The organism is Agromyces luteolus, assembly GCF_009729855.1.
Taxonomy (GTDB): Bacteria; Actinomycetota; Actinomycetes; order Actinomycetales; family Microbacteriaceae; genus Agromyces; species Agromyces luteolus.
This window is the reverse complement of sequence record NZ_WODA01000023.1, coordinates 111495-130621: the sequence shown is the minus strand read 5'-3', so window position 1 is coordinate 130621 and position 19127 is coordinate 111495. Positions and strand designations below refer to the sequence as shown.

20 protein-coding genes are annotated in these 19127 nt (G+C 73.4%); 12 read left to right on the top strand and 8 right to left on the bottom strand.

The genetic code is table 11. The features are described 5' to 3' along the window. Nucleotides 1-92 precede the first annotated feature (92 nt). Nucleotides 93-560, top strand: coding sequence for an alpha/beta fold hydrolase (locus GLX25_RS18575; protein WP_205719889.1), 468 nt, complete (start codon nt 93-95; stop codon nt 558-560). On the opposite strand, the gene GLX25_RS12470 is transcribed toward GLX25_RS18575, so the two are convergent. Genes GLX25_RS12470 through GLX25_RS12460 form a run of 3 tightly spaced genes read right to left on the bottom strand, consistent with a single transcriptional unit; the run spans nt 557 to nt 2711 of the window. Continuing rightward, entirely contained in the window at nt 557-1624 is a 1068-nt protein-coding gene (locus tag GLX25_RS12470) for a PHP domain-containing protein (protein WP_155842776.1), read from the bottom strand. The genes GLX25_RS18575 and GLX25_RS12470 overlap by 4 nt on opposite strands. Nucleotides 1625-1635: 11 nt before the next feature. Beyond that, nucleotides 1636-2007, bottom strand: a complete 372-nt coding sequence (locus GLX25_RS12465; RefSeq protein WP_155842775.1) for a VOC family protein — start codon at nt 2005-2007, stop codon at nt 1636-1638. Between the two features lie 41 nt (nt 2008-2048). Continuing rightward, on the bottom strand, nt 2049-2711 hold the full coding sequence (locus GLX25_RS12460) for a cyclase family protein (RefSeq protein WP_155842774.1): 663 nt from the start codon (nt 2709-2711) through the stop codon (nt 2049-2051). Between the two features lie 138 nt (nt 2712-2849). Here GLX25_RS12460 and GLX25_RS12455 point away from each other — a divergent pair, with 138 nt between their 5' ends. Continuing rightward, nucleotides 2850-4040, top strand: coding sequence for an AI-2E family transporter (locus GLX25_RS12455; RefSeq protein ID WP_155842773.1), 1191 nt, complete (start codon nt 2850-2852; stop codon nt 4038-4040). 11 nt (nt 4041-4051) lie between these two features. Here GLX25_RS12455 and GLX25_RS12450 read toward each other — a convergent pair whose 3' ends face one another. Then, the gene (locus tag GLX25_RS12450; RefSeq protein ID WP_309299146.1) at nt 4052-4510 is read right to left on the bottom strand and encodes an NUDIX hydrolase; all 459 of its coding nucleotides are present in this window, start codon (nt 4508-4510) and stop codon (nt 4052-4054) included. 310 nt (nt 4511-4820) lie between these two features. Here GLX25_RS12450 and GLX25_RS12445 point away from each other — a divergent pair, with 310 nt between their 5' ends. Further along, the gene (locus GLX25_RS12445; RefSeq protein WP_155842771.1) at nt 4821-5462 is read left to right on the top strand and encodes an SDR family oxidoreductase; all 642 of its coding nucleotides are present in this window, start codon (nt 4821-4823) and stop codon (nt 5460-5462) included. A 54-nt stretch (nt 5463-5516) separates the two neighbouring features. On the opposite strand, the gene GLX25_RS12440 is transcribed toward GLX25_RS12445, so the two are convergent. Continuing rightward, a complete protein-coding gene (locus GLX25_RS12440) occupies nt 5517-6461 on the bottom strand; it encodes a phytanoyl-CoA dioxygenase family protein (RefSeq protein WP_155842770.1) in 945 nt (314 codons plus the stop codon). A gap of 89 nt (nt 6462-6550) precedes the next feature. Here GLX25_RS12440 and GLX25_RS12435 point away from each other — a divergent pair, with 89 nt between their 5' ends. Then, a complete protein-coding gene (locus GLX25_RS12435) occupies nt 6551-7387 on the top strand; it encodes a helix-turn-helix domain-containing protein (RefSeq protein ID WP_155842769.1) in 837 nt (278 codons plus the stop codon). A 7-nt stretch (nt 7388-7394) separates the two neighbouring features. On the opposite strand, the gene GLX25_RS12430 is transcribed toward GLX25_RS12435, so the two are convergent. Further along, nucleotides 7395-8417 (bottom strand): LacI family DNA-binding transcriptional regulator, encoded by a 1023-nt coding sequence (locus GLX25_RS12430; protein ID WP_155842768.1) that lies wholly within the window; start codon nt 8415-8417, stop codon nt 7395-7397. A gap of 141 nt (nt 8418-8558) precedes the next feature. Between GLX25_RS12430 and GLX25_RS12425 the strand changes: the two genes are divergently transcribed. From GLX25_RS12425 to GLX25_RS18570, 8 genes are all read left to right on the top strand, one after another. Beyond that, complete coding sequence (locus GLX25_RS12425) at nt 8559-10628, top strand: beta-galactosidase (protein WP_420837655.1); 2070 nt, start codon at nt 8559-8561, stop codon at nt 10626-10628. Then, nucleotides 10625-11575 (top strand): carbohydrate ABC transporter permease, encoded by a 951-nt coding sequence (locus GLX25_RS12420; protein WP_155842766.1) that lies wholly within the window; start codon nt 10625-10627, stop codon nt 11573-11575. The genes GLX25_RS12425 and GLX25_RS12420 overlap by 4 nt, the downstream gene beginning before the upstream one ends. 137 nt (nt 11576-11712) lie before the next feature. After that, entirely contained in the window at nt 11713-12519 is an 807-nt protein-coding gene (locus tag GLX25_RS12415) for a carbohydrate ABC transporter permease (RefSeq protein ID WP_155842971.1), read from the top strand. 50 nt (nt 12520-12569) lie between these two features. Next, nucleotides 12570-13901: an ABC transporter substrate-binding protein gene (locus tag GLX25_RS12410; RefSeq protein ID WP_155842765.1), complete on the top strand. Its 1332-nt coding sequence runs from the start codon at nt 12570-12572 to the stop codon at nt 13899-13901. Nucleotides 13902-13910: 9 nt separating this feature from the next. Continuing rightward, on the top strand, nt 13911-16052 hold the full coding sequence (locus tag GLX25_RS12405; RefSeq protein ID WP_309299147.1) for an alpha-galactosidase: 2142 nt from the start codon (nt 13911-13913) through the stop codon (nt 16050-16052). A 55-nt stretch (nt 16053-16107) separates the two neighbouring features. After that, nucleotides 16108-16866, top strand: coding sequence for a hypothetical protein (locus tag GLX25_RS12400; protein ID WP_155842764.1), 759 nt, complete (start codon nt 16108-16110; stop codon nt 16864-16866). A 109-nt stretch (nt 16867-16975) separates the two neighbouring features. After that, a complete protein-coding gene (locus tag GLX25_RS12395; protein ID WP_155842763.1) occupies nt 16976-17278 on the top strand; it encodes a DUF1540 domain-containing protein in 303 nt (100 codons plus the stop codon). Nucleotides 17279-17372: 94 nt separating this feature from the next. After that, nucleotides 17373-17786: a helix-turn-helix domain-containing protein gene (locus GLX25_RS18570; RefSeq protein ID WP_205719888.1), complete on the top strand. Its 414-nt coding sequence runs from the start codon at nt 17373-17375 to the stop codon at nt 17784-17786. Here GLX25_RS18570 and GLX25_RS12385 read toward each other — a convergent pair. Both GLX25_RS12385 and GLX25_RS12380 read right to left on the bottom strand, forming a co-directional pair. Beyond that, on the bottom strand, nt 17768-18394 hold the full coding sequence (locus tag GLX25_RS12385; protein WP_155842762.1) for a ClpP family protease: 627 nt from the start codon (nt 18392-18394) through the stop codon (nt 17768-17770). The genes GLX25_RS18570 and GLX25_RS12385 overlap by 19 nt on opposite strands. After that, on the bottom strand, nt 18391-19014 hold the full coding sequence (locus GLX25_RS12380) for a ClpP family protease (RefSeq protein ID WP_155842761.1): 624 nt from the start codon (nt 19012-19014) through the stop codon (nt 18391-18393). The genes GLX25_RS12385 and GLX25_RS12380 overlap by 4 nt, the downstream gene beginning before the upstream one ends. Between the last annotated feature and the right edge of the window lie 113 nt (nt 19015-19127).

Genomic DNA, 19127 nt, shown 5'->3' with positions numbered 1-19127 from the left:
GCTCGGATGCGCGGCCCTGCTGCGGGGCCGCGTGACCGCCGACGCTCGCGAGCCCCGCACCGTACGCAGGCGGCGAGGCGTGGTTCGCCGCCATGCACGCACCCGGCGCGCTGCGCGCGGCGGCCGCCTCACGCGACGACCGGATGCGGTTCGCGGAGACCGACGAGTTCGACCCCGCGCAGTTCGTCGACAGCGACGTCGCGGCGCTCGGCGGCGCGTGGGGCGCGGTCGGGCGCGACGCCGAGCGCGCGGAGTCGTCGGGACCCGGTGGGCTCGTCGACGACGACGTGGCGTTCACCCGGGCGTGGGGCTTCGAACTCGCCGACGTCCGCGTTCCCGTGCTGCTCGTGCACGGCGAGCTCGACCGCGTGATCCCGCGCTCGCACGCCGTGCGCCTCGTCGCGGGCCTGCCCGACGCGCGGCTGTGGATGCGGCTCGACGACGGGCACGTCGCCGTGCTCGCAGTGGTGCCCGAGGTGCTCGACTGGCTCGCGGAGCGCTCGCGCGGAAGTGTCGTGCCCGGGCGAGACGGCGGCTCCGGCCCCGGCCCCGGCGCCTAGGGGGCGACCCGCTTCTTCGACCCGGCCCAGTCGACGAGGCGGTCGGCGTCCCAGGTCGTGACGATCCGCTCGGGCGGGATGCCGGCCGCCTCGGCGCGGGCGGCGCCGAGGGCGAGGAACCCGAAGTGGCCGGGTGCGTGCCCGTCGGTGTCGATCGAGAACCGGCAGCCGGCCTCGAGGGCGATCGCGATGAGGTCGTCGGGCGGATCCTGGCGTTCCGGCCGCGAGTTGACCTCGACCGCGACGTCGTGCTCGGCGCACGCGGCGAACACGGCCTCCGCGTCGAACTCCGACTGCGGCCGGGTGCCGCGGGATCCCTGCACGAGCCGGCCCGTGCAGTGCCCGAGCACGTTCATGCGCGGGTCGCGGATGGCACGGAGCATCCGCTTCGTCATCTCGTCGCGCGGCGAGCGCAGCTTCGAGTGCACGCTCGCGACGACGACGTCGAGTCGGTCGAGAAGGTCGGGGCGCTGGTCGAGCACGCCGTCCTCGAGGATGTCGACCTCGATGCCGGTGAGGATCCGCACGCCGAGGTCGCCGCGATCGCGGCGCGGGTCGTCGTCGCGGTCGGGTTCGGCGAGCCCCGCGTTCAGGGCGCCCACGATCTCGAGCTGCGACTCCAGCCGTTCGGGCGAGAGGCCGTTCGCGACGCGCAGCGAGGGCGAGTGGTCGGTGAGCGCGAAGTACTCGAGCCCGGCGGATGCCGCGGCGCGCGCCATCGCGGCGATGCTCGTCGTGCCGTCCGACCAGTCGGAGTGCGCGTGCAGGTCGCCGCGGAGGAGCGCCCGAAGCCCCGTGGCGGTCTCGACGCCCGCCTTCTCGCGGAGGTCGGCGAGGTAGCCGGGCACCCTTCCGTCGAGCGCCTCGACGATCACGCCGAGGCTCGAGTCGCCGATGCCCGGGGTCTTCTTCAGCCGGCCGTCGGCCGCGCGGGCGCGCAGCTCGTCGTCGGAGAGCGGGCCGATCACGCCCGCCGCGCGGCGGAACGCCTTCGCCTTGAACGGCGACGCGAGCTGCACCTCGAGCAGCGACGCGATCTCCTCCAGCGCCTGGACCGGATCCATCGCCGGGCCCGTCAACGGTGCTGGTCGACGAGCACCGGGTTGCCGTCGGGGTCGACGACGACGAAGCTCCCCGGTCCCGACCCGCCCTCGTCGACCTCCGACACGAACTCCACCCCGGCCTCGCGGAGACGCCGCTGCAGCTCGCGGACGTCGGTGAACGGGTCGACCTCCGACGCCGACTGGTCCCACCCGGGGTTGAACGTGAGCAGGTTGCGCTCGAACATGCCCCGGAAGAGCCCGATCACGTGGGACCCGTTGCGGAGCATCAGCCATCCCTGGTCGGGGTCGCCGCCGAACGCCTCGAATCCGAGCCGCTCGTAGAACGCCCGCGAGGCGGCGAGGTCGTCGACGGCGAGGCTGACGGAGAAGGCACCGAGGTCCATCGCCCCAGTCTGCTCGCGTTCCCGGCTCCGCGGAACCCCGATCAGCCGCCGAACGCGACCGCGCGCAGGGGCGCGCCGTCGACTCCGAGCCGGAGCGGGAAGAAGCCGACCCGCACGTGCGTCGGCAGGCCATCGAGTCCCGCGACGTTCTCGACGATCAGGTGGTCGGCGCCGAGGACCACCTCGTGCACCGGGAACGACGTCGTGCCCGCGGCATCCGTCGTATCGGGACTCAGGGTGTCGACCGCGAGCACGTGCATGCCGCGCGCGATGAGCTCGGCCGCGGCGGCCGGGTCGAGCGACGGATGCCGCAGCGCGCGCTCGTCGCCGAACCACCGCCACCACCCGGTGTCGACGATCGCGATCGGGGGGAGCGCGGCGGGCAGTGCGCCCCCGGGCAGCGCGGCGGCGAGCTCGTCGAGCCCGTACGTCGCACCGTCGGCGAGGCCCTCGAGGTGGAACACGACCGCCTCGCCGACGAGCTCGTCGAGCACGACCTCGGCCATGGTCCGCCCGCCCGCGATCGCGTGCGCGGGGGCATCGACGTGCGTGCCGGTGTGCGACCCGAGCCGGAGCGCGGTGACGGCCGCGCCGTCGCGGCCGAGCTCGAGCGCGGGGGAGAGGTGCACCGACGGGTCGCCCGGGTAGACCGTCATGCCGTCGGCGATCGGATGGCTGAGGTCGCGCATGGGCGTCGAGGGCATGCTGCATGCTAGGCCGCGGCGCTCGCCGACGCACGGAAGCCCGATGCGCGCGCCCGACCCGGGATCGGCGGTCGTCGCGTCGCGGACGCACCGGGTCAAGGCCTGTGCCGGCGCGCACGGCGCGCCTAGGGTCGAGCCATGGTCCTCCGACGCCGTCCCGCACGCGATCCCGACCCCGGCCCGCCCGCGGCCGCCGAGCACGCGCGCCGAGGCGCGGGCGGACCGATCTGGAACGACCGCCTCGGCCGATGGTCGATCCGCAGCCTCCAGGTGCTCATCGTGATCGCGCTCGGTGCGCTCGCGGTGTTCGCGCTCACGCGGGTCACGCTCATCGTGATCCCGGTGCTCATCGCGCTGATCCTCGCGTCGGCCGCGAGCCCGCTGATCGCGTGGCTCCGGCGCGGGATGCCGCCCATCCTGGCCGCGTGGACCGCGCTCCTCGGCGGCATCCTCGTGCTCGGCGGGATCGTCACGGCCATCGTGTTCGCGGTGCGCTCCCAGTGGAACGACCTCGCCGACTCGGCGGTCGCGGGCTTCGAGGACCTCGTCGACTGGGTGCAGAGCCTGCCGATCCCGATCGACCAGTCGCAGCTCGACGAGTGGCGCGACGGGATCCTCGACTTCGTCACGAGCGCGGAGTTCGGGCAGAGCGCGCTCACCGGCGTGTCGCAGGCGACGGAGTTCATCACCGGACTCGTGCTCATGCTCGTCGTGCTGTTCTTCTTCCTCAAGGACGGCGACCGGATCTGGGCCTTCTTCATGCGGCCGTTCACGGGCGATCGGCTCGAGCGCGGCCGCCGCATCGGGGAGACCTCGGTCAAGGTGCTCGGCGGGTACGTCCGCGGCACGGCCATCGTCGCGCTCGTCGACGCGGTCGCCATCGGCATCGGCCTCGCGATCCTCCAGGTGCCGCTCGCGCTGCCGCTCGCGGTCATCGTGTTCCTGACGGCGTTCATCCCGCTCGTCGGCGCGACGGTCGCCGGCATCCTCGCCGCGCTCGTCGCACTCGTCGCGAACGGTCCGATCGTCGCCCTCATCGTCGTGGCGATCGTGATCGCCGTGAACCAGCTCGAGGGCGACCTGCTCCAACCGGTGGTCATGGCGCAGTCGCTGAAGCTGCACCCGCTCGTCGTGCTCATCGCGCTGACCGCGGGCACGATCCTCGGCGGGATCGCGGGCGCGGTGCTCGCCGTGCCGCTGACGGCGGTCGGCTGGGCGATCGTCAAGGTGTGGGACGCCCCCGATCCGTCGATCGACGAGCGCAGGCACCTGCACCTGAGGCGCCGGAGACCGTCCGAGGACGTCGGCGGCGACGTGCCCGTCGCCTGACCGGAGTCCGCTCAGCCGCCGTGGTCGCCGGTCGCGATCGCGGTCTCCAGCCGGTCGATCGCGGCGACCTGTCCCCGCACCAGCAGCTCGCGCGCCTCGTCGACGGGGACCCACCGCGCCTCGTCGATCTCGGGGAACGCCTCCGTCCGGCCCGACCGCGGCGGCCACTCCATCTCGAAGGTGCCCGGCCGCAGCTCCGCGACCTCGAAGCCCGGCGCCTCGCCGGCGAAGACGTGCAGCAGCTTCTTGGCGGAGGCCCGGACGGTCCCGAGATCGACGTAGGCGACGTCGGGCGCCGGCACGCCGACCTCCTCCTCGAACTCGCGGAACGCCGCATCGCGCGGGTCCTCGCCGGGATCGATGAGCCCCTTCGGCATCGACCAGGAGCGCTCGAGCCGGCCCGCCCAGAACGGCCCGCCCATGTGCGCGATGAACACGTCGAGCCCGGGCGCGCGGCGGTGCAAAAGCACGCCGGCGCTCCGCAGCGTCGTCATCGGCGCGGGAGGGCGCCGGCGACGGCGGAGGGTCGCCTCACTGCTTCGGTGCGCGCGCGAACACCCACAGGCAGGCGGCGAGGCCGACGCCGCCGACTGCCATGATCGCGAAGATCGCTCCCCAGAGCACCGTTTCGACCGACATGCGCACCTCCGTGTGTGTCCGTTGCCTCATTCTGGCGCGGGGGCGGACGTCGGCGCCAGCATCGGAGCGGCATCCGCGGACGCTGGCCCGGCGCCCCGTGCGTGAGTAGCGTGGGTGTGTCGAACGGCGGGGAGGCTGGTCATGGCGAAGGTGCTGGTCATCGGTGGACACGGTCGGGTCGCGTTGCAGCTCGCGCGGATCCTCGCGGATCGCGGGGACGAGGTCGACGCGGTCATCCGCAATCCGGAGCACGCCGCGGAGGTCGGCGCGACCGGTGCGAATCCGATCGTGGCGGACATCGAGGCCCTCGACGTCGCGGAGCTCGCCGACGTGATCGCCGGGCACGACGCGGTCGTCTGGTCGGCGGGCGCCGGCGGCGGCGACCCGGTCCGCACGCGCGCGGTCGACCACGACGCGGCGGTCCGGTCGATGGATGCCGCGGCGCAGGCGGGCGTCGCCCGGTACGTGATGGTGTCGTACTTCGGTTCGCGCGTCGACCACCGGGTGCCCGCCGACAGCGCGTTCCGCCACTACGCCGACGCCAAGGCCGACGCCGACGAGCACCTGCGCGCGTCGGGTCTCGACTACACGATCCTCGGTCCGTCGACCCTCGCCGACGGGCCCGGGACCGGCCGCATCGACACGACCGGCGAGGAGAGCTCCGACGTCGACCGCGCGGACGTCGCGGCGACCGTCGCGGCGAGCCTCGTCGAGCCCGCCACGATCGGACGCACCATCCGGTTCAATCGCGGCGAAACGCCGATCGCCGACGCCCTGCGCTGACTCCGGCCGCGTCCCGGCGGCCGCGCCCCGGCCGCGGGGACCGGCGGTCGGGCCTCACCCGGTGAACGGCACGCTCCCCGCACTGCAGTACGAGCCGGGGGAGTGCACGAGGTGCGCGATGCGGAGCTCGGCCTCGTCGTCGTCCGACGACCGGGGTGCGAGTGCGGGGTCGATGCGCCAGTCGAACGGCGCGGCGTCCGGGTCGGCTCGGGCGTGCTCGCGCAGCGCGACGGGCAGCAGGCGGAGGCGACGGTCGATCCACTCCGCGTCCCACGGGCCCTCGGCGGCGATCTGCTCGGCCGCGCGGAACTCGTAGTAGATCGTGCGGCGGAGGCGGTTGCCCGTCACCGACTCGGAGCCGTGCACGACCATGACGTCGTGCACGAGGACGTCGCCGGGCTCGAGCTCGACCTGGATGACGCCCGGCGCATCCCAGCCGTACTCCTCCTGCAGCTGGCAGACGTCGACCGGGGCGAGGTGCGACCCGGGCGCGACGCGCAGGGCACCCTCGCCCGCGCGCGACGCGTCGAGGTAGACGTCGACGTTGAAGATGCGGTGCGTCCGGGGATGCACGGCGTCCTGGTGCCAGTCGATCGCGGCGCCGTCGCCCTCGTCCTTGAAGACGAGCGACTCGTACGTCGGCACGAAGTCCGGACCGGCGAGGCTCTCCGCGATGCCGAGCACCTCGGGGCTGCCGAGCAGTTCGAGCGAGGCGGCCTGACCCTTGGCGTGGAGGTAGTCGACGCGGAACATGCGGCGCTCGCCGCCGCGCGTGGCCCACTGGTAGTCGGATGCCGCGGGGTCGTCCTCCGCGAGCGCGCGGCCGTCGGCGACCCAGGCGTCGGCGGCGTCCCGCAGGCGCTCGAGCATGGCGGCGGGGATGCGTCCGCGCAGCACGAGGTACCCGTGCTCGTCGAAGAAGCGCACCTGCTCGGGCGTCAGGCGGTGGTCGGTGGCGACGGATGCCGCGGCGGGCGCGGGCGGGTCGACGAGGGTCATGACGGGTCCTTCCGGTGTGGGGTCGTGCTCCACCGTAGGCCGGAGGATCACGCAGTTCTTCCCGTCGGATGTGCGAGGATTCCGGGATCATGCGCAACGACTCGCTCGACATCGTCCACGGCGCGGCATCCTTCGGGCTGGCGTGCTGGCAGGGGGCGCCGACCGCGATGACGGTCGCGCACCGCCACGACGACCTCGAGTTCAACGTGTCGCCCGGTGCGCTCGACTACCTCGTCGACGGGCGGTCGGTGCGGATCCCGCCGCGCACGCTCGCGGTGTTCTGGGCGGCCAGGCCCCACCAGCTCGTCACCGATGCGTCTCGCAGCCTCGTGTCGTGGCTCACCGTGCCGCTCGGGACGGCGCTGGGCTGGCGACTTCCGGGCGGGTTCGTGGGCGGGCTCCTCGCCGGCGGGTTCGCGCTCGTGTCCGAGCGGCCCGGTCTCGAGCTCGCCGACCGGGTCTCGCTGTGGGCCGTCGAGCTCGCGTCGGGCGGCGAGGAGCGCCGGGCGGCCGGCGCCGAGATCGAGGGATTCGCGCGTCGGGCGGCGCTCGCGGTCGCCGGGGGGCGCGAGTCCGCCCCGACGGCCGAATCGGGCCGCGCCATCCGCCCCGATGCCGCGGCGATGGCCGCCTGGATCACGGAACATGCGGGCGACGACGTGCCGGTGGCGGACGTGGCGCGCCACGTCCACCTCGCGCCGCAGCACGCGATGACGGTGTTCCGACGTGCGCTCGGCATCACCATCGGCGAGTACCTCGCCCAGTGCCGCGTGGCCCGCGCCCAGCACCTGCTGCTGACCACCGAGCTGCCCGTGCCGGAGGTCGGGCACGCGGCGGGGTTCCGCTCGCAGAGCCAGTTCTACGCGCGATTCCGCGAACGGTGCGGGGAACCCCCCGCCGCGTACCGGCGACGCCTCCGCCCCTGACCTGCGGTCAGGCGGAACCGCGCCAGACGATCTCGCAGTCGAGGCGGCGCTCCGCAGGCGGGTCCTCGCCGTGCAGGCGCGCCAGCACGAGCTCGGCCGCGCCGGCACCGAGGCCGGCCGCCGGCTGGCTGACGGTCGAGAGCGGCGGGGTGGTGCGGCGCGCCCAGGCGCTGTCGTCGAAGCCGACCACGCCGATGTCGTCGGGCACCTGCCGCCCCGACTCCTTGATCGCCTCGATCGCGCCGGCGGCGACCGCATCGGATGCCGCGAAGACGCCGTCGAGGTCGGGCGCGCGCTCGAGCAGGCGGCGCATGCCGTCGCGGCCCGCGGAGTACGAGTACAGCGGCACGGGCTCGACGAGCGCCTCGTCGAACGCGTCGCCGAGCGCCTCGCGGAAGCCCGCGAGCCGGTCGGCGCCCGAGTCGCGGTCGAGTGCCGCGGCGATCATGCCGATGCGACGCCGTCCGGTGGCGGCGAGGCGCTCGGTGATCGAGCGTGCGGCACCTCGGTTGTCGATGACGACGAACGACGCGGTGCTCGCGGCGCCGGGCGGATGGCCGACGTAGGCGGCGGGCAGCTGGAGCCGCTCGACGACGCGCGTGATGGGGTCGTCGGCGCGCGCCGAGACGATGATCACGCCGTCGACGAGCCCGCCGGAGAGGTACCGCGCGACCCGGTCGGTGTCGCGCTCGGTGTCGACGATCAGCACGGCCATCTGGTGGTCGGCCTCGGAGAGCCGGGTGTTCGCGCCGAGCAGGATCTCGCCGATGTTGGGGTCCTCGACGAACAGCGAATGCGGCTCGTGCACGATGAAGCCGACGGCCTGGGTGCGCTGCATGACGAGGTTGCGCGCCGCGGTGTTCGGCACGTAGCCCACCTTCGCGATGGCCGCCTCGATCGCCTCGCGCGCCGCCGCGGAGACGTAGCGCTCGCCGTTGACGTAGCGGCTCACGGTGCCGCGCGAGACCCCCGCCTCGAGCGCGACGTCGTGCACGGTGGCCCGCTTGGAGCGGGCCGGCTTCGTCGTCATGCGACTCACTGTACTGCGGCGGGGTGTTGACACGAGCGAGGCCGGATGGCATTCTGTGTACGTTCACAGAAATTGCCGCGAGGTTTCGACCGGCCGAATCTGTGCACGTTCACAGAATCAACGACGATCACCGGGAGCACCGTGGACCACCCCGCGACGACGCTGGCGCCGATCCCGCCGCTGCAGGCCGAGCCTCAGCCCGCCGCCGCTCGCCCGCGCTTCCAGCACCAGGGCATCGCGTTCGGCTGCGACTACAACCCCGAGCAGTGGGAACCGCAGGTGTGGCGCGAGGACGTCGCGCTCATGCGTCAGGCGGGCGTCGACCTCGTCGCGATCAACGTCTTCGGCTGGGCATCGCTCCAGGGCCCCGACGGCGCCTACGACTTCACCGCGCTCGACGAGGTGATCGAGCTGCTCCACGCCGCCGGCATCCGGATCAACCTCGGCACCGGCACCTCGTCGCCGCCGCCCTGGCTCACGACGCAGCACCCCGAGATCCTCCCGGTGGTGGAGGACGGCACGACGCGCTACCCCGGCGGCCGCCAGGCGTGGTGCCCGAGTTCGCCCGTCTTCCGCCGGTACGCCCTCGCGCTCGTCGAGGCGGTCGCCCGTCGGTACGGCGAGCACCCGGCCGTCGAGCTCTGGCACGTCTCCAACGAGATCGGCTGCCACAACGCGCTCTGCCACTGCGACGAGAGCACCCGGGCCTTCCGGCGCTGGCTGCGCGAGCGCCACGGCACCATCGACGAGCTCAACCGGGCGTGGGGCACGAGCTTCTGGAGCCAGCGCTACACCGACTGGGACGAGATCCTGACGCCGAAGCTCACGCTCTCGAGCCGCAACCCGGGCCAGGTGCTCGACTTCCAGCGGTTCTCCTCCGACGAGCTGCTCGACTACTACCGGGCCGAGGCCGAGGCCATCCGCCGGCGCAGCGCGCTGCCGATCACGACGAACTTCATGGTCACCGCGCACATCCGCGACCTCGACTACCAGGCGTGGGCGCCCGAGATGGACGTGATCGCGAACGACCACTACCTCGACCACCGACTGGGCGAGCCGCGCACGGAGCTCGCCTTCGCGGCCGACCTCACCCGCGGCCTCGCGGGCGGCGAGCCGTGGCTGCTCATGGAGCACTCGACCGGCTCGGTCAACTGGCAGCCCGTGAACCTCGCCAAGGAGCCCGGCCAGCTGCTCCGCAACTCGCTGGCCCACGTCGCGCGCGGTGCCGACGCGGTCTGCTTCTTCCAGTGGCGCGCGTCGCTGCAGGGCTCCGAGAAGTTCCACTCCGCGCTCGTCCCCCACGCGGGCACCGATTCCGACCTGTGGCGCGAGGTCGTCGAGCTCGGCCGGGTCGTCGGCGCACTCGACGAGGTCGCCGGCACGCGCGTGCACGCCGACGTGGCGCTCCTGTTCTCGTGGGAGTCGTGGTGGGCCTCCGACGCCGAGAACCGACCGACCCACGCGATCGAGTACCTCGACCAGGTGCACGCGCTCTACGGTGCCCTGCACGACCTCGGCGCCACGGTCGACGTGGTCCGCCCCGGCGCCGACCTCACGGGCTACCGACTCGTCGTGGTCCCCGGCCTGTACCTCGTCTCCGATGCGGATGCCGCCGCGCTCGACGCGGCCGTGGCATCCGGCACCCACGCCCTCGTGACCTTCTACAGCGGCATCGCCGACGAGCACGACCGGGTGCGCCCGGGCGGCTACCCCGGGGCGTGGCGCGACCTGCTCGGCGTCCGCGTCGAGGAGTTCGCGCCCGTGCTCCCCGGCACGACCCTCGAGCTCGAATCGGGCGCCGACGCGTCGCTCTGGTCCGAACGCCTCGAGGCGACGGATGCCGCGGTGCTCGACCGCTTCGCGAACGGCCCCGCCGCCGGGCGACCCGCCGTGACCCGCCGCGCGGGCGCCGGCGGATCCGGCGACGCGTGGTACCTGGCGACGCTGCTCGCGCGGGACGACCTGCTCGACCTCGTCGGCCGGGCGCTCGAGGGGGCGGGCGTGGCATCCGTTCCGGGCGCCTCGGCCGACGTCGAGGTCACCCGCCGATCCGCCGACGACCGCTCGTACCTGTTCGTCGTCAACCACGGCGCCGACGACGTCGAGGTCGACGTCCACGGCACCGAGCTCGTGACCGGAGCGATCGTCGGCGGGCGCCTCACGGTGCCGGGCGGCGCCGTCCGCGTGATCAGAGAGGAGGGAGCGGAATGACCGCACCCATCACCACCGCGTCCGGCACGCGCAGCGCAGCGCGCGGCGGCGGCTCGGGCACCGAAGTGCGCAGGCGACGCCGCGTGCAGCACCCCTGGTCGATCGTCGCGTTCGTCGCGCCCTTCGCCGCGCTGTTCGTGCTGTTCTACCTCGTGCCGATCGGGGTCGCGATCTGGCAGTCGCTGCTCGTCGTCGAGCGCGAGGGCACCTTCGGCGAGGCGCGCGAGGTGTTCGGCGGCCTGCAGCAGTACGTGCTCGTCTTCCAGAACGAGGCGTTCTGGACCTCGGTCGGGCGAGTGCTGCTGTTCGGCATCGTCCAGGTCCCCGTGATGCTCGGCCTCGCGCTCCTGTTCGCCCTGCTGCTCGACTCCCCGCTCATCCGCGGCAAGAAGTTCTTCCGGCTCGCGTTCTTCGCGCCGTACGCCGTGCCCGGCGTCATCGCCGCGATCATGTGGGGCTTCCTGTACTCCCCGAACCTCTCCCCGTTCGAGGCGCTCACGAGCCGGGTCGACCTGCTGTCGGCCGACTTCGTCCTCTGGGCCATCGCGAACGTGGTCACCTGGGTGTTCGTCGGCTACAACATGCTGATCATCTACTCGACGCTCCTCGCCATCCCGCAGGAGATCTACGAGGCGGCCCGCATCGACGGTGCCGGCCAGGCGCGCATCGCGTGGTCGATCAAGATCCCGCTGGTGCGGCCGGCGCTCGTGCTCACGGCAGTGCTCTCGATCATCGGCACGCTCCAGCTGCTTGCCGAGCCGCAGACGTTCCGGTCGTTCAGCTCGGCCGTGACGAGTACCTACACGCCGAACATGACGATCTACGCCACGAGCTCGATCCCGAACGTCTCGCTCGCCGCGGCGTTCTCGGTCGTCCTCGCCCTCGCGACGTTCGTGCTGTCGTTCGCCTTCCTGAGATTCACCCGACGGGCCGGAGCAGACTCATGAGCACTTCGATCGAACCCGACGCGACGTCGGCGATGGCCGCGGTGAACCCGCGCGGGATCGGCCGCGGCGGCGACACCCACCCGGGCGCGGGGCGCGCCCGCGGCCCGCGCGAGAGCCTCCTCTCGCGTTCCGGGGCCATGCTGGTCATGGCGATCTTCACGCTGTACTTCCTGGTCCCCATCTGGTGGCTCCTCGTGGCATCGACGAAGTCGCGCGGGCAGCTGTTCAGCACGAACCCGCTCTGGTTCGCCGACTTCCAGCTCTTCCAGAACATCGGCGCCCTCTTCGCGTACCGCGACGGCGTCTACCTCAAGTGGATCCTGAACAGCCTCCTCTACGCCGGTCTCGGCGCGGTCGTCGCGACCGTGCTCGCGGGGATGTGCGGCTACGCACTCGCCAAGTACCGGTTCCCCGGACGCGAGACGATCTTCAACATCGTGCTCGGCGGGGTCCTCGTCCCCGCCACCGCGCTCGCGCTGCCGCTGTTCCTGCTCTTCAGCCGCGCCCAGCTGACCGACACGTTCTGGGCGGTGTTCCTGCCGAGCGTGGTGAGCCCGTTCGGCGTCTACCTCTCGCGCGTGTTCGCCGAGGCATCCGTGCCCGAGGAACTGCTCGAGGCGAGCCGGCTGGATGGCGCGAGCGAGCTCCGGACGTTCTTCACCGTGTCGATCCGGCTCATGTTCCCGGCGCTGATCACCGTGTTCCTGTTCCAGTTCGTGACCATCTGGAACAACTTCTTCCTGCCGCTCATCATGCTGCGGAGCGAGGAGCTGTTCCCGGTCACGTTCGGCCTCTACGCCTGGAACTCGACGATCAACCAGTTCCCCGAGCTGCGCACGTTCGTGCTCGTCGGCTCGCTGCTGTCCATCGTGCCGCTCATCGTCACGTTCCTGCTGCTCCAGCGGTACTGGCGCACGGGCCTCGGCTCCGGCGCGATCAAGTGAGACCCCCGACCCGGCGGCATCCGGGACCACCACCGAGAGAAGGAAAGCTCATGCGTCACACGAAACGAGCGGTCACCGCAGCCCTGCTCACGTCCGCCGCGCTCGCCCTGACGGGCTGCGCCGCGGGCGACTCCGGATCGGGCGGCGGCGACGCGGCATCCTGCGAGCCCGCGGGCGAGGACGTCACGCTCACGTTCACCAGCTGGATCCCCGGCATCGAGGATGCCGTCGCGATCTGGAACGAGGCCAACGCCGACATCCAGGTCGAAGTGCAGACCGGTCCGTCGGGCAACGCCGGCACCTACCAGAACTTCTTCAACCAGCTCGAGGCGGGCAACGCCCCCGACCTCGGCCAGATCGAGTACGACGCGCTGCCGAACTTCCGCGTGCAGGACGGCCTGGAGGACCTCGCCGCGTGCGAGGACGTCGTCGCCGCCCAGGACCAGTTCCTCGACTGGACCTGGGGGCAGGTCACGCTGGGCACCGAGGACGAGGTCTACGGCGTCCCGCAGGACCAGGGCCCGATGGCGCTGTTCTACCGCAGCGACCTGTTCGAGCAGGCCGGCATCGAGGTGCCGACCACGTGGGAGGAGTACCGCGAGGCGGCGGTGACGATCCGCGAGCAGGGCGGCTACATCACCAACTTCTCGCAGACCGACATCAACCAGTTCGCGGGCTTCGTCTGGCAGGCCGGCGGCCAGTGGTTCGCCAACGACGGCGACGCATGGACCGTGGAGCTCACGAGCGACGAGTCGATGACGGTGGCCGACTACTGGCAGGACCTCATCGAGAACGACCTCGTCGCGACCTACCCGGCGTGGACCGACGAGTGGAACAACGCCTACAACTCCGGTGAGGTCTGGAGCTGGAACTCCGCCGTCTGGGGCGCCAACTCGATCGCCTCGGGCGCGCCCGACACGGCCGGTGACTGGTCCGTCGCGCTCGCCCCGCAGTGGGAGTCGGGCGACAGCGCCGCCGGCAACTGGGGCGGCTCGTCGATCGCGGTGTTCAAGGGCACCGACCACCTCTACGAGGCGGCGAAGTTCGCGCTCTGGCTGAACACCTCCGAGGAGGCGCTCACGTCGCTCAACCAGACGGCGGCGATCTACCCGGCGACCGAGGCCGGCCTCGAGCTGCCGACGCTCACCGAGGGCGTCGAGTTCTACGGCGGCCAGCCCATCTACGACGTGTTCGCCGAGGCGGCGGCGCAGGTCAGCCCCGACTTCGTGTGGGGCCCGACCATGACGCAGACCTACGCGGACGTGTCGGACGGCTTCAAGGCCGCCGCGTCGGGCAGCAGCACCCTCGGTGAGGCGCTCGAGAAGGGCCAGGCGTCGACCATCGACGCGCTCGAGGCCCAGTCCATCCCCGTCGCGGAGTAACCTCACGCCGTGATCCATCACCTCCGTGCCGCGGGCGTCAGCCTCATCGTCGACGCCCGCGGCACGGCCGTGCCCGCGGTGCTGCACTGGGGGAGCGACCTCGGCCCGCTCGACCCGACCGTGCTCGAGGCGCTCGCCGAGGCATCCGTGCCCGCCGTGCCGCCGTCGTCGATCGACACGCCGCTCCGACCGAGCCTCCTCCCCACGCTCGGCGAGGGCTGGTCGGGGCGCCCCGGCGTGCAGCTCTCCCGCGACCCGGCCGCGGCCGACGGGCCGCTCGCCGCGTCGGCGCTGCGGGCGCCGCGCTTCCGGCTGGTGCCGGGGTCGGTCGAGGTCGAGGCGACGACGGATGCCGCGGTCGGCGCGATCGCGTTCGAGGTCGTCGACGACGAGGCCCGCGCAGCCGTCGCGACCCGTCTCGAACTCACTCCCGAGGGCGTCCTGCGCATCCGTCACGGCGTGGCCAACCGGGGCGAGGGCGCGCTCGCTGTCGGGCGGCTCGCCCCGATCCTCCCGGTACCGGCGCGGGCGAGCGAGCTGCTCGACTTCAGCGGGCTGTGGGCCCGCGAGCGGCGGCCGATCCGACGATCGCTCGAGCACGGCGTGCACGCCCGCGAGTCCCGGCACGGGCGCGGCGGACACGACGACGCCTTCCTGACGGCGGCAGGCACGCCGGGCTTCGGGTTCGGGCACGGCGAGGTCTGGGCGATGCACGTCGCGTGGTCGGGCGACACCGAGGCGTGGGCGGAGCGGAGTCCGCTCGGCCCGGCGACGCTCGGCGGCGGCGAGCTGCTCGCGCCGGGCGAGGTCGTGCTCGGCCCGGGCGAGTCGACGTGGTCTCCGTGGCTCGTCGCCGTGCACTCCGCCAACGGGCTCGACGGCGTCTCCGACCGGCTCCACCCCTGGGTCCGGTCGTGGTCGACGATCGCCGGACGACCGCGGCCGGTGACGCTCAACACGTGGGAGGCCGTCTACTTCGACCAGTCCCTCGAGCGGCTGGAGCCCCTGATCGACGCCGCCGCGCGGGTCGGCGTCGAACGGTTCGTGCTCGACGACGGCTGGTTCCTCGGCCGCCGCGACGATCGCCGCGCGCTCGGGGACTGGACCGTCGATCCCGACGTCTGGCCCGCCGGGCTCGCGCCGCTGGTCGACCGCGTCGCCGCGGCCGGCATGGAGTTCGGGCTGTGGGTCGAGCCCGAGATGATCAGCGCCGACTCCGAGCTCGCCCGCGCGCATCCGGAATGGGTGCTCGGGCGCGGGGACGACCCGGAGTGGCGCTGGCAGCGCGTGCTCGACCTCTCCGCGCCGGGTGCGGCCGACCACGTGTTCGCCGCGCTCGACGCGCTGCTCGCAGGCCACGACATCCGCTACCTCAAGTGGGACCACAACCGCGACCTGCTCGGCGGGTCGGCGCACGCGCAGACCAGCGCGCTCTACGCGCTGCTCGACCGGCTGCGGGCCGCGCACCCCGGCGTCGAGATCGAGTCGTGCGCCTCGGGCGGCGCGCGCATCGACCTCGGGATCCTCGAGCGCACCGACCGGGTGTGGACGAGCGACACCAACGATCCGCTCGAGCGCCAGTGGATCCAGCGGTACACCGGCCTCGTCGTGCCGCCCGAGTACCTCGGCTCGCACCTCGGCACCGCCCGAGCGCACACCACCGCCCGCACCTCCGAGCTCTCGTTCCGCCTCGCGACCGCGCTGTTCGGCAGCGCGGGCATCGAGTGGAACCTGGCGACGGCCTCCGAGTCCGAGCTCGCCGCGGTCGCCGCCTGGACCGCGACGTACCGCCGGTTGCGCGGGCTGCTGCACTCGGGGCGCGTGGTCCGCGCCGACTCCGCGGACCCCGCCCAGGTCGTGCACGGCGTCGTGGCGCCCGACCGCCGGCACGCGGTCGTGTCGATCGCGGTCGCCGGCACCCCCGTCGCCGCGCTGCCGCCCGCCGTGCGCGTGCCCGGGCTCGACCCAGACGCCGACTACCTCGTGCGACGGCTCGACCTCGGGCCGAGCCCGACGGTGCAGGACGCCGACCCGCCGTGGTTCGCCGCCGGCGAGGTCCGGCTGCCCGGCCGCGTGCTCGGCGAGGTCGGACTGCCGATGCCGCTGCTCGCACCCGAGAACGCGATCGTGCTCGAGTTCGTGTCGGCCTGAGCCCGCCGGCGCCCCGGGGCTGACGTCGACGGCCGTGCTGCGGGATGATCGGGGCATGACCCTCCCCGTGCCCGGCGTCCCCGCCGAATCCGACGAGCCGGGCGGCGACACCTACGCGGCGCTGCTCGTGCCGGCCTCGGCGGCGCCCGACGCCGTCGAACGCGCGCTGCGCGGTCTCGGCTTCACGGGATGGCTCGCACCGCCGACCGACGACTGGGTCGTCGCGCTCGCCGTTCCCGGCGACGGCACGATCGCGGCCGGGCGGCGCGGCGTGCTCGGGGCCGCGGCCGCGCTCGCCGAGGCGCTGCCGGCCGCCGTGTTCGCGCTGCGCGTGCGGCTGGACCGCCAGCTCGTGGTCGCCGCGTGGGACGGCGCCGACGAGCTCGGGCGCTACTCGAGCGACCCGTCGCTGGAACCGGGCGCCGACGAGGCGGTGCTGGACGAGCCCTTCGGCGCCGAGCACGCCGCGGCGTTCGCGGCGGCGGCCGGCCGCCCCGATTCGGCGGCCGAGCTGGAGGAGGTGCTCGCGGAGCCCCTCGACTCGGAGAGCGTCTTCGAGTCGGAGCGACTCGCGCGCGTGCTGGGCCTGCTCGGGATGCCGGGCTGGATCGTCGCGTCGGCGTCGCTGCCGAAGCAGATCCCGACCGGGCCCGACGTGCGCGGGTTCGTGAGGCTGGGGGCGGGGTCGACCGGCGCGCCGGGACTCGTGCGCGGGTGGATGACCGGGCGCGTGCGACGACGGACGCCGCCGCCGCCGGTGCTCGCCGACCCCCCGCGTGCCGACGATCCCGGCATCGACCCGTGGCTGCTCTGAGCCCGCGCAGCGTGCCCGTCGTCGGACACGCGGGAGCGGGGTGGCCGTCCGCGCGGGGCAGGAGTAGCATCGCGGCACTGCCGGACCGACACCGCCTCAGGAGGTCGCCATGAGCATGACCCTCGATGAACTGCCTGCCGTCACCGAGTGCTCGGTCGCCGGCTGCTCCTACAACGACCACTCGCACTGCCATGCCGCGGCGGTCACGATCGCGGGCAGCGTCGGGGACGCCGAGTGCGCGACGTTCATCCCGCTCGGCACGAAGGGCGGGCTCGACAAGGTGGTCACCCACGTCGGCGCCTGCCAGCGTGCGGAGTGCATCCACAACGATGCGCTCGAGTGCCACGCGGCCGCAGTCCGCATCGGGCCGGGCGCCGACGACGCGGACTGCCTCACCTACCAGACGGCGTAGCCGCCGGCTCGCGACCGGCCTCGACCGCGCCCGCCCGTTCTGCTGTGAGCGGATCGGCCTGTCGCGCGCCGACCCGCCTGCGTAGCCTCGGCTCATGGGCGAGACGATCGAGTTCCCGGGCGAGCGCACCGACCAGAGTCGTCCGCGTCGAGCGAGGCCGCTGTGGCGCGACGTGCTCGGCGCGGTGCTGCGCGACGAGCGGCTCGACCAGGAGCGCATCCTGACCGAGGTCGCGCGGACGGCAGGGGTGTCGCCACAGTACCTGTCGGAGGTCGAACGCGGCCGGAAGGAGGCGTCGTCCGAGGTGCTCGGCGCGGTCGCCGACGCGCTGGGGCTCGAACTCCTCGACGTCGTGGGCCGCGTCGCCGGCAGGCTCGCGGTGCGCGGGGTGCACGAGGCGCCGTCGAGCGAGGTCGCGGGGCTGCATCGGGCCGCGTCGCCGGCGCCGGCGACCGCCCCGTGGAGCGGCGCCCCGACGCCGACGAACGCCTACCTCCTCGCCGCCTGACCGGGCCCGAGGCCGACGGCCGCCTGCGCCGCGAGCACGTGGTCGGCGAGGCCGTAGTCGACGGCGGCCCGCGCGGGCAGGATGAGGTCGCGGTCGGTGTCGAGGCGGATGGCCTCGGCCGATCGGCCGGTGTCCGCCGCGAGCGCCGCCTCGAGTTCGGCGCGGACACGCAGCACCTCGTCGGCGTGCAGGATCAGGTCGGGGACGGTGCCGCGGCCCTGCGTGGACGGCTGGTGCAGCGTCACCGTGCTGTGCGGCAGCATCGAGCGCTGCCCCGGCGCGCCGCCGGCGAGGAGGACCGCGGCCGGCCCGCCCGCCCTCCCGACGCACGTGGTCGCGACATCCGGCCTGATGTGCCGCATCGTGTCGTAGACCGCGAGCGCCGCACTCGGCGAGCCGCCCGGCGAGTTCACGTACAGGCTGATGGGCGACTCGCTCGAGTCGGACGCGAGGTGGAGGAACTGCGCGATGAGCACGTTCGCGACGCCGTCGTCGATCTCGGTGCCGAGGTAGACGATGCGTTCCGAGAGCAGTCGGCTGTACACGTCGAGCGAGCGCTCGACCCCGCTGCGCTTCTCGACGACGTAGGGGATCGTGTACGAGCTCATGCCGACACCCCCAGCCCCGCGACCGCGCGCGGCTCCAGCGGGAACAGCTCGTCGAGCCGCTCGGTCACGTGGTCGATGAACCCGTAGTCCACGGCGGCCTCCGCGGTGTACCAGCGGTCGCGGAGCGAGTCCTCGCGGACGCGCTCGACGGACTGGCCGGTGTAGCGCGCGATCAGCCCGAGCACGGTGTCGCGCGTGTACCGGAGGTCGTCGGCCTGGAGCTCGACGTCGACCGCGGTGCCGCCGATCCCCGCGGAACCCTGGTGCAGCAGGATCCGCGAGTGGGGCAGCGCCGCGCGCTTGCCGGGCGTGCCCGCCGTGAGCAGGAACTGCCCGGCGCTCGCGGCCATGCCGACCGCGATCGTCGCGACGTCGTTCGGGATCGCGCGCATCACGTCGTGGATCGCGAGCATGGCGGGCACCGACCCGCCGGGCGAGTTGATCCAGAAGCGGATGTCGCGGCGCGCATCGTCGGCGGCGAGCGCGACGAGCTGGGCGCAGATGCGGTTGCCGCCGGCCTGGTCGAGCTCGTCGCCGAGCACGATGACGCGCTCGTGGAAGAGCCGCCGGGTGAGTTCGGCGTCGATGGGCTGGACGAGTGGGGACTCTCGATCGGTCATGACCCCAGCCTGCGCCGCGTCGCGGGATCGCGGGACGGATGCCGCCGACGGCAGCGCTGCTCACGGCAGCGAGCGGGGTCGTGGCCTAGATTGACACGGAGGGAGGTCCCCGC

Excerpts from the sequence above, each read along its gene's own strand:
- GLX25_RS18575 (WP_205719889.1), top strand. The coding sequence starts at position 93 with ATGCACGCACCCGGCGCGCTGCGCGCGGCGGCCGCCTCACGCGACGAC.
- GLX25_RS12465 (WP_155842775.1), bottom strand. The coding sequence starts at position 2,007 with ATGGACCTCGGTGCCTTCTCCGTCAGCCTCGCCGTCGACGACCTCGCC.
- GLX25_RS12435 (WP_155842769.1), top strand. The coding sequence starts at position 6,551 with ATGCGCAACGACTCGCTCGACATCGTCCACGGCGCGGCATCCTTCGGG.
- GLX25_RS12395 (WP_155842763.1), top strand. The coding sequence starts at position 16,976 with ATGAGCATGACCCTCGATGAACTGCCTGCCGTCACCGAGTGCTCGGTC.
- GLX25_RS12470 (WP_155842776.1), bottom strand. The coding sequence starts at position 1,624 with ATGGATCCGGTCCAGGCGCTGGAGGAGATCGCGTCGCTGCTCGAGGTG.
- GLX25_RS12400 (WP_155842764.1), top strand. The coding sequence starts at position 16,108 with ATGACCCTCCCCGTGCCCGGCGTCCCCGCCGAATCCGACGAGCCGGGC.
- GLX25_RS12420 (WP_155842766.1), top strand. The coding sequence starts at position 10,625 with ATGACCGCACCCATCACCACCGCGTCCGGCACGCGCAGCGCAGCGCGC.
- GLX25_RS12460 (WP_155842774.1), bottom strand. The coding sequence starts at position 2,711 with ATGCCCTCGACGCCCATGCGCGACCTCAGCCATCCGATCGCCGACGGC.
- GLX25_RS12380 (WP_155842761.1), bottom strand. The coding sequence starts at position 19,014 with ATGACCGATCGAGAGTCCCCACTCGTCCAGCCCATCGACGCCGAACTC.
- GLX25_RS12385 (WP_155842762.1), bottom strand. The coding sequence starts at position 18,394 with ATGAGCTCGTACACGATCCCCTACGTCGTCGAGAAGCGCAGCGGGGTC.
- GLX25_RS12410 (WP_155842765.1), top strand. The coding sequence starts at position 12,570 with ATGCGTCACACGAAACGAGCGGTCACCGCAGCCCTGCTCACGTCCGCC.
- GLX25_RS12440 (WP_155842770.1), bottom strand. The coding sequence starts at position 6,461 with ATGACCCTCGTCGACCCGCCCGCGCCCGCCGCGGCATCCGTCGCCACC.
- GLX25_RS12415 (WP_155842971.1), top strand. The coding sequence starts at position 11,713 with ATGCTGGTCATGGCGATCTTCACGCTGTACTTCCTGGTCCCCATCTGG.
- GLX25_RS12445 (WP_155842771.1), top strand. The coding sequence starts at position 4,821 with ATGGCGAAGGTGCTGGTCATCGGTGGACACGGTCGGGTCGCGTTGCAG.
- GLX25_RS18570 (WP_205719888.1), top strand. The coding sequence starts at position 17,373 with ATGGGCGAGACGATCGAGTTCCCGGGCGAGCGCACCGACCAGAGTCGT.
- GLX25_RS12430 (WP_155842768.1), bottom strand. The coding sequence starts at position 8,417 with ATGACGACGAAGCCGGCCCGCTCCAAGCGGGCCACCGTGCACGACGTC.
- GLX25_RS12455 (WP_155842773.1), top strand. The coding sequence starts at position 2,850 with ATGGTCCTCCGACGCCGTCCCGCACGCGATCCCGACCCCGGCCCGCCC.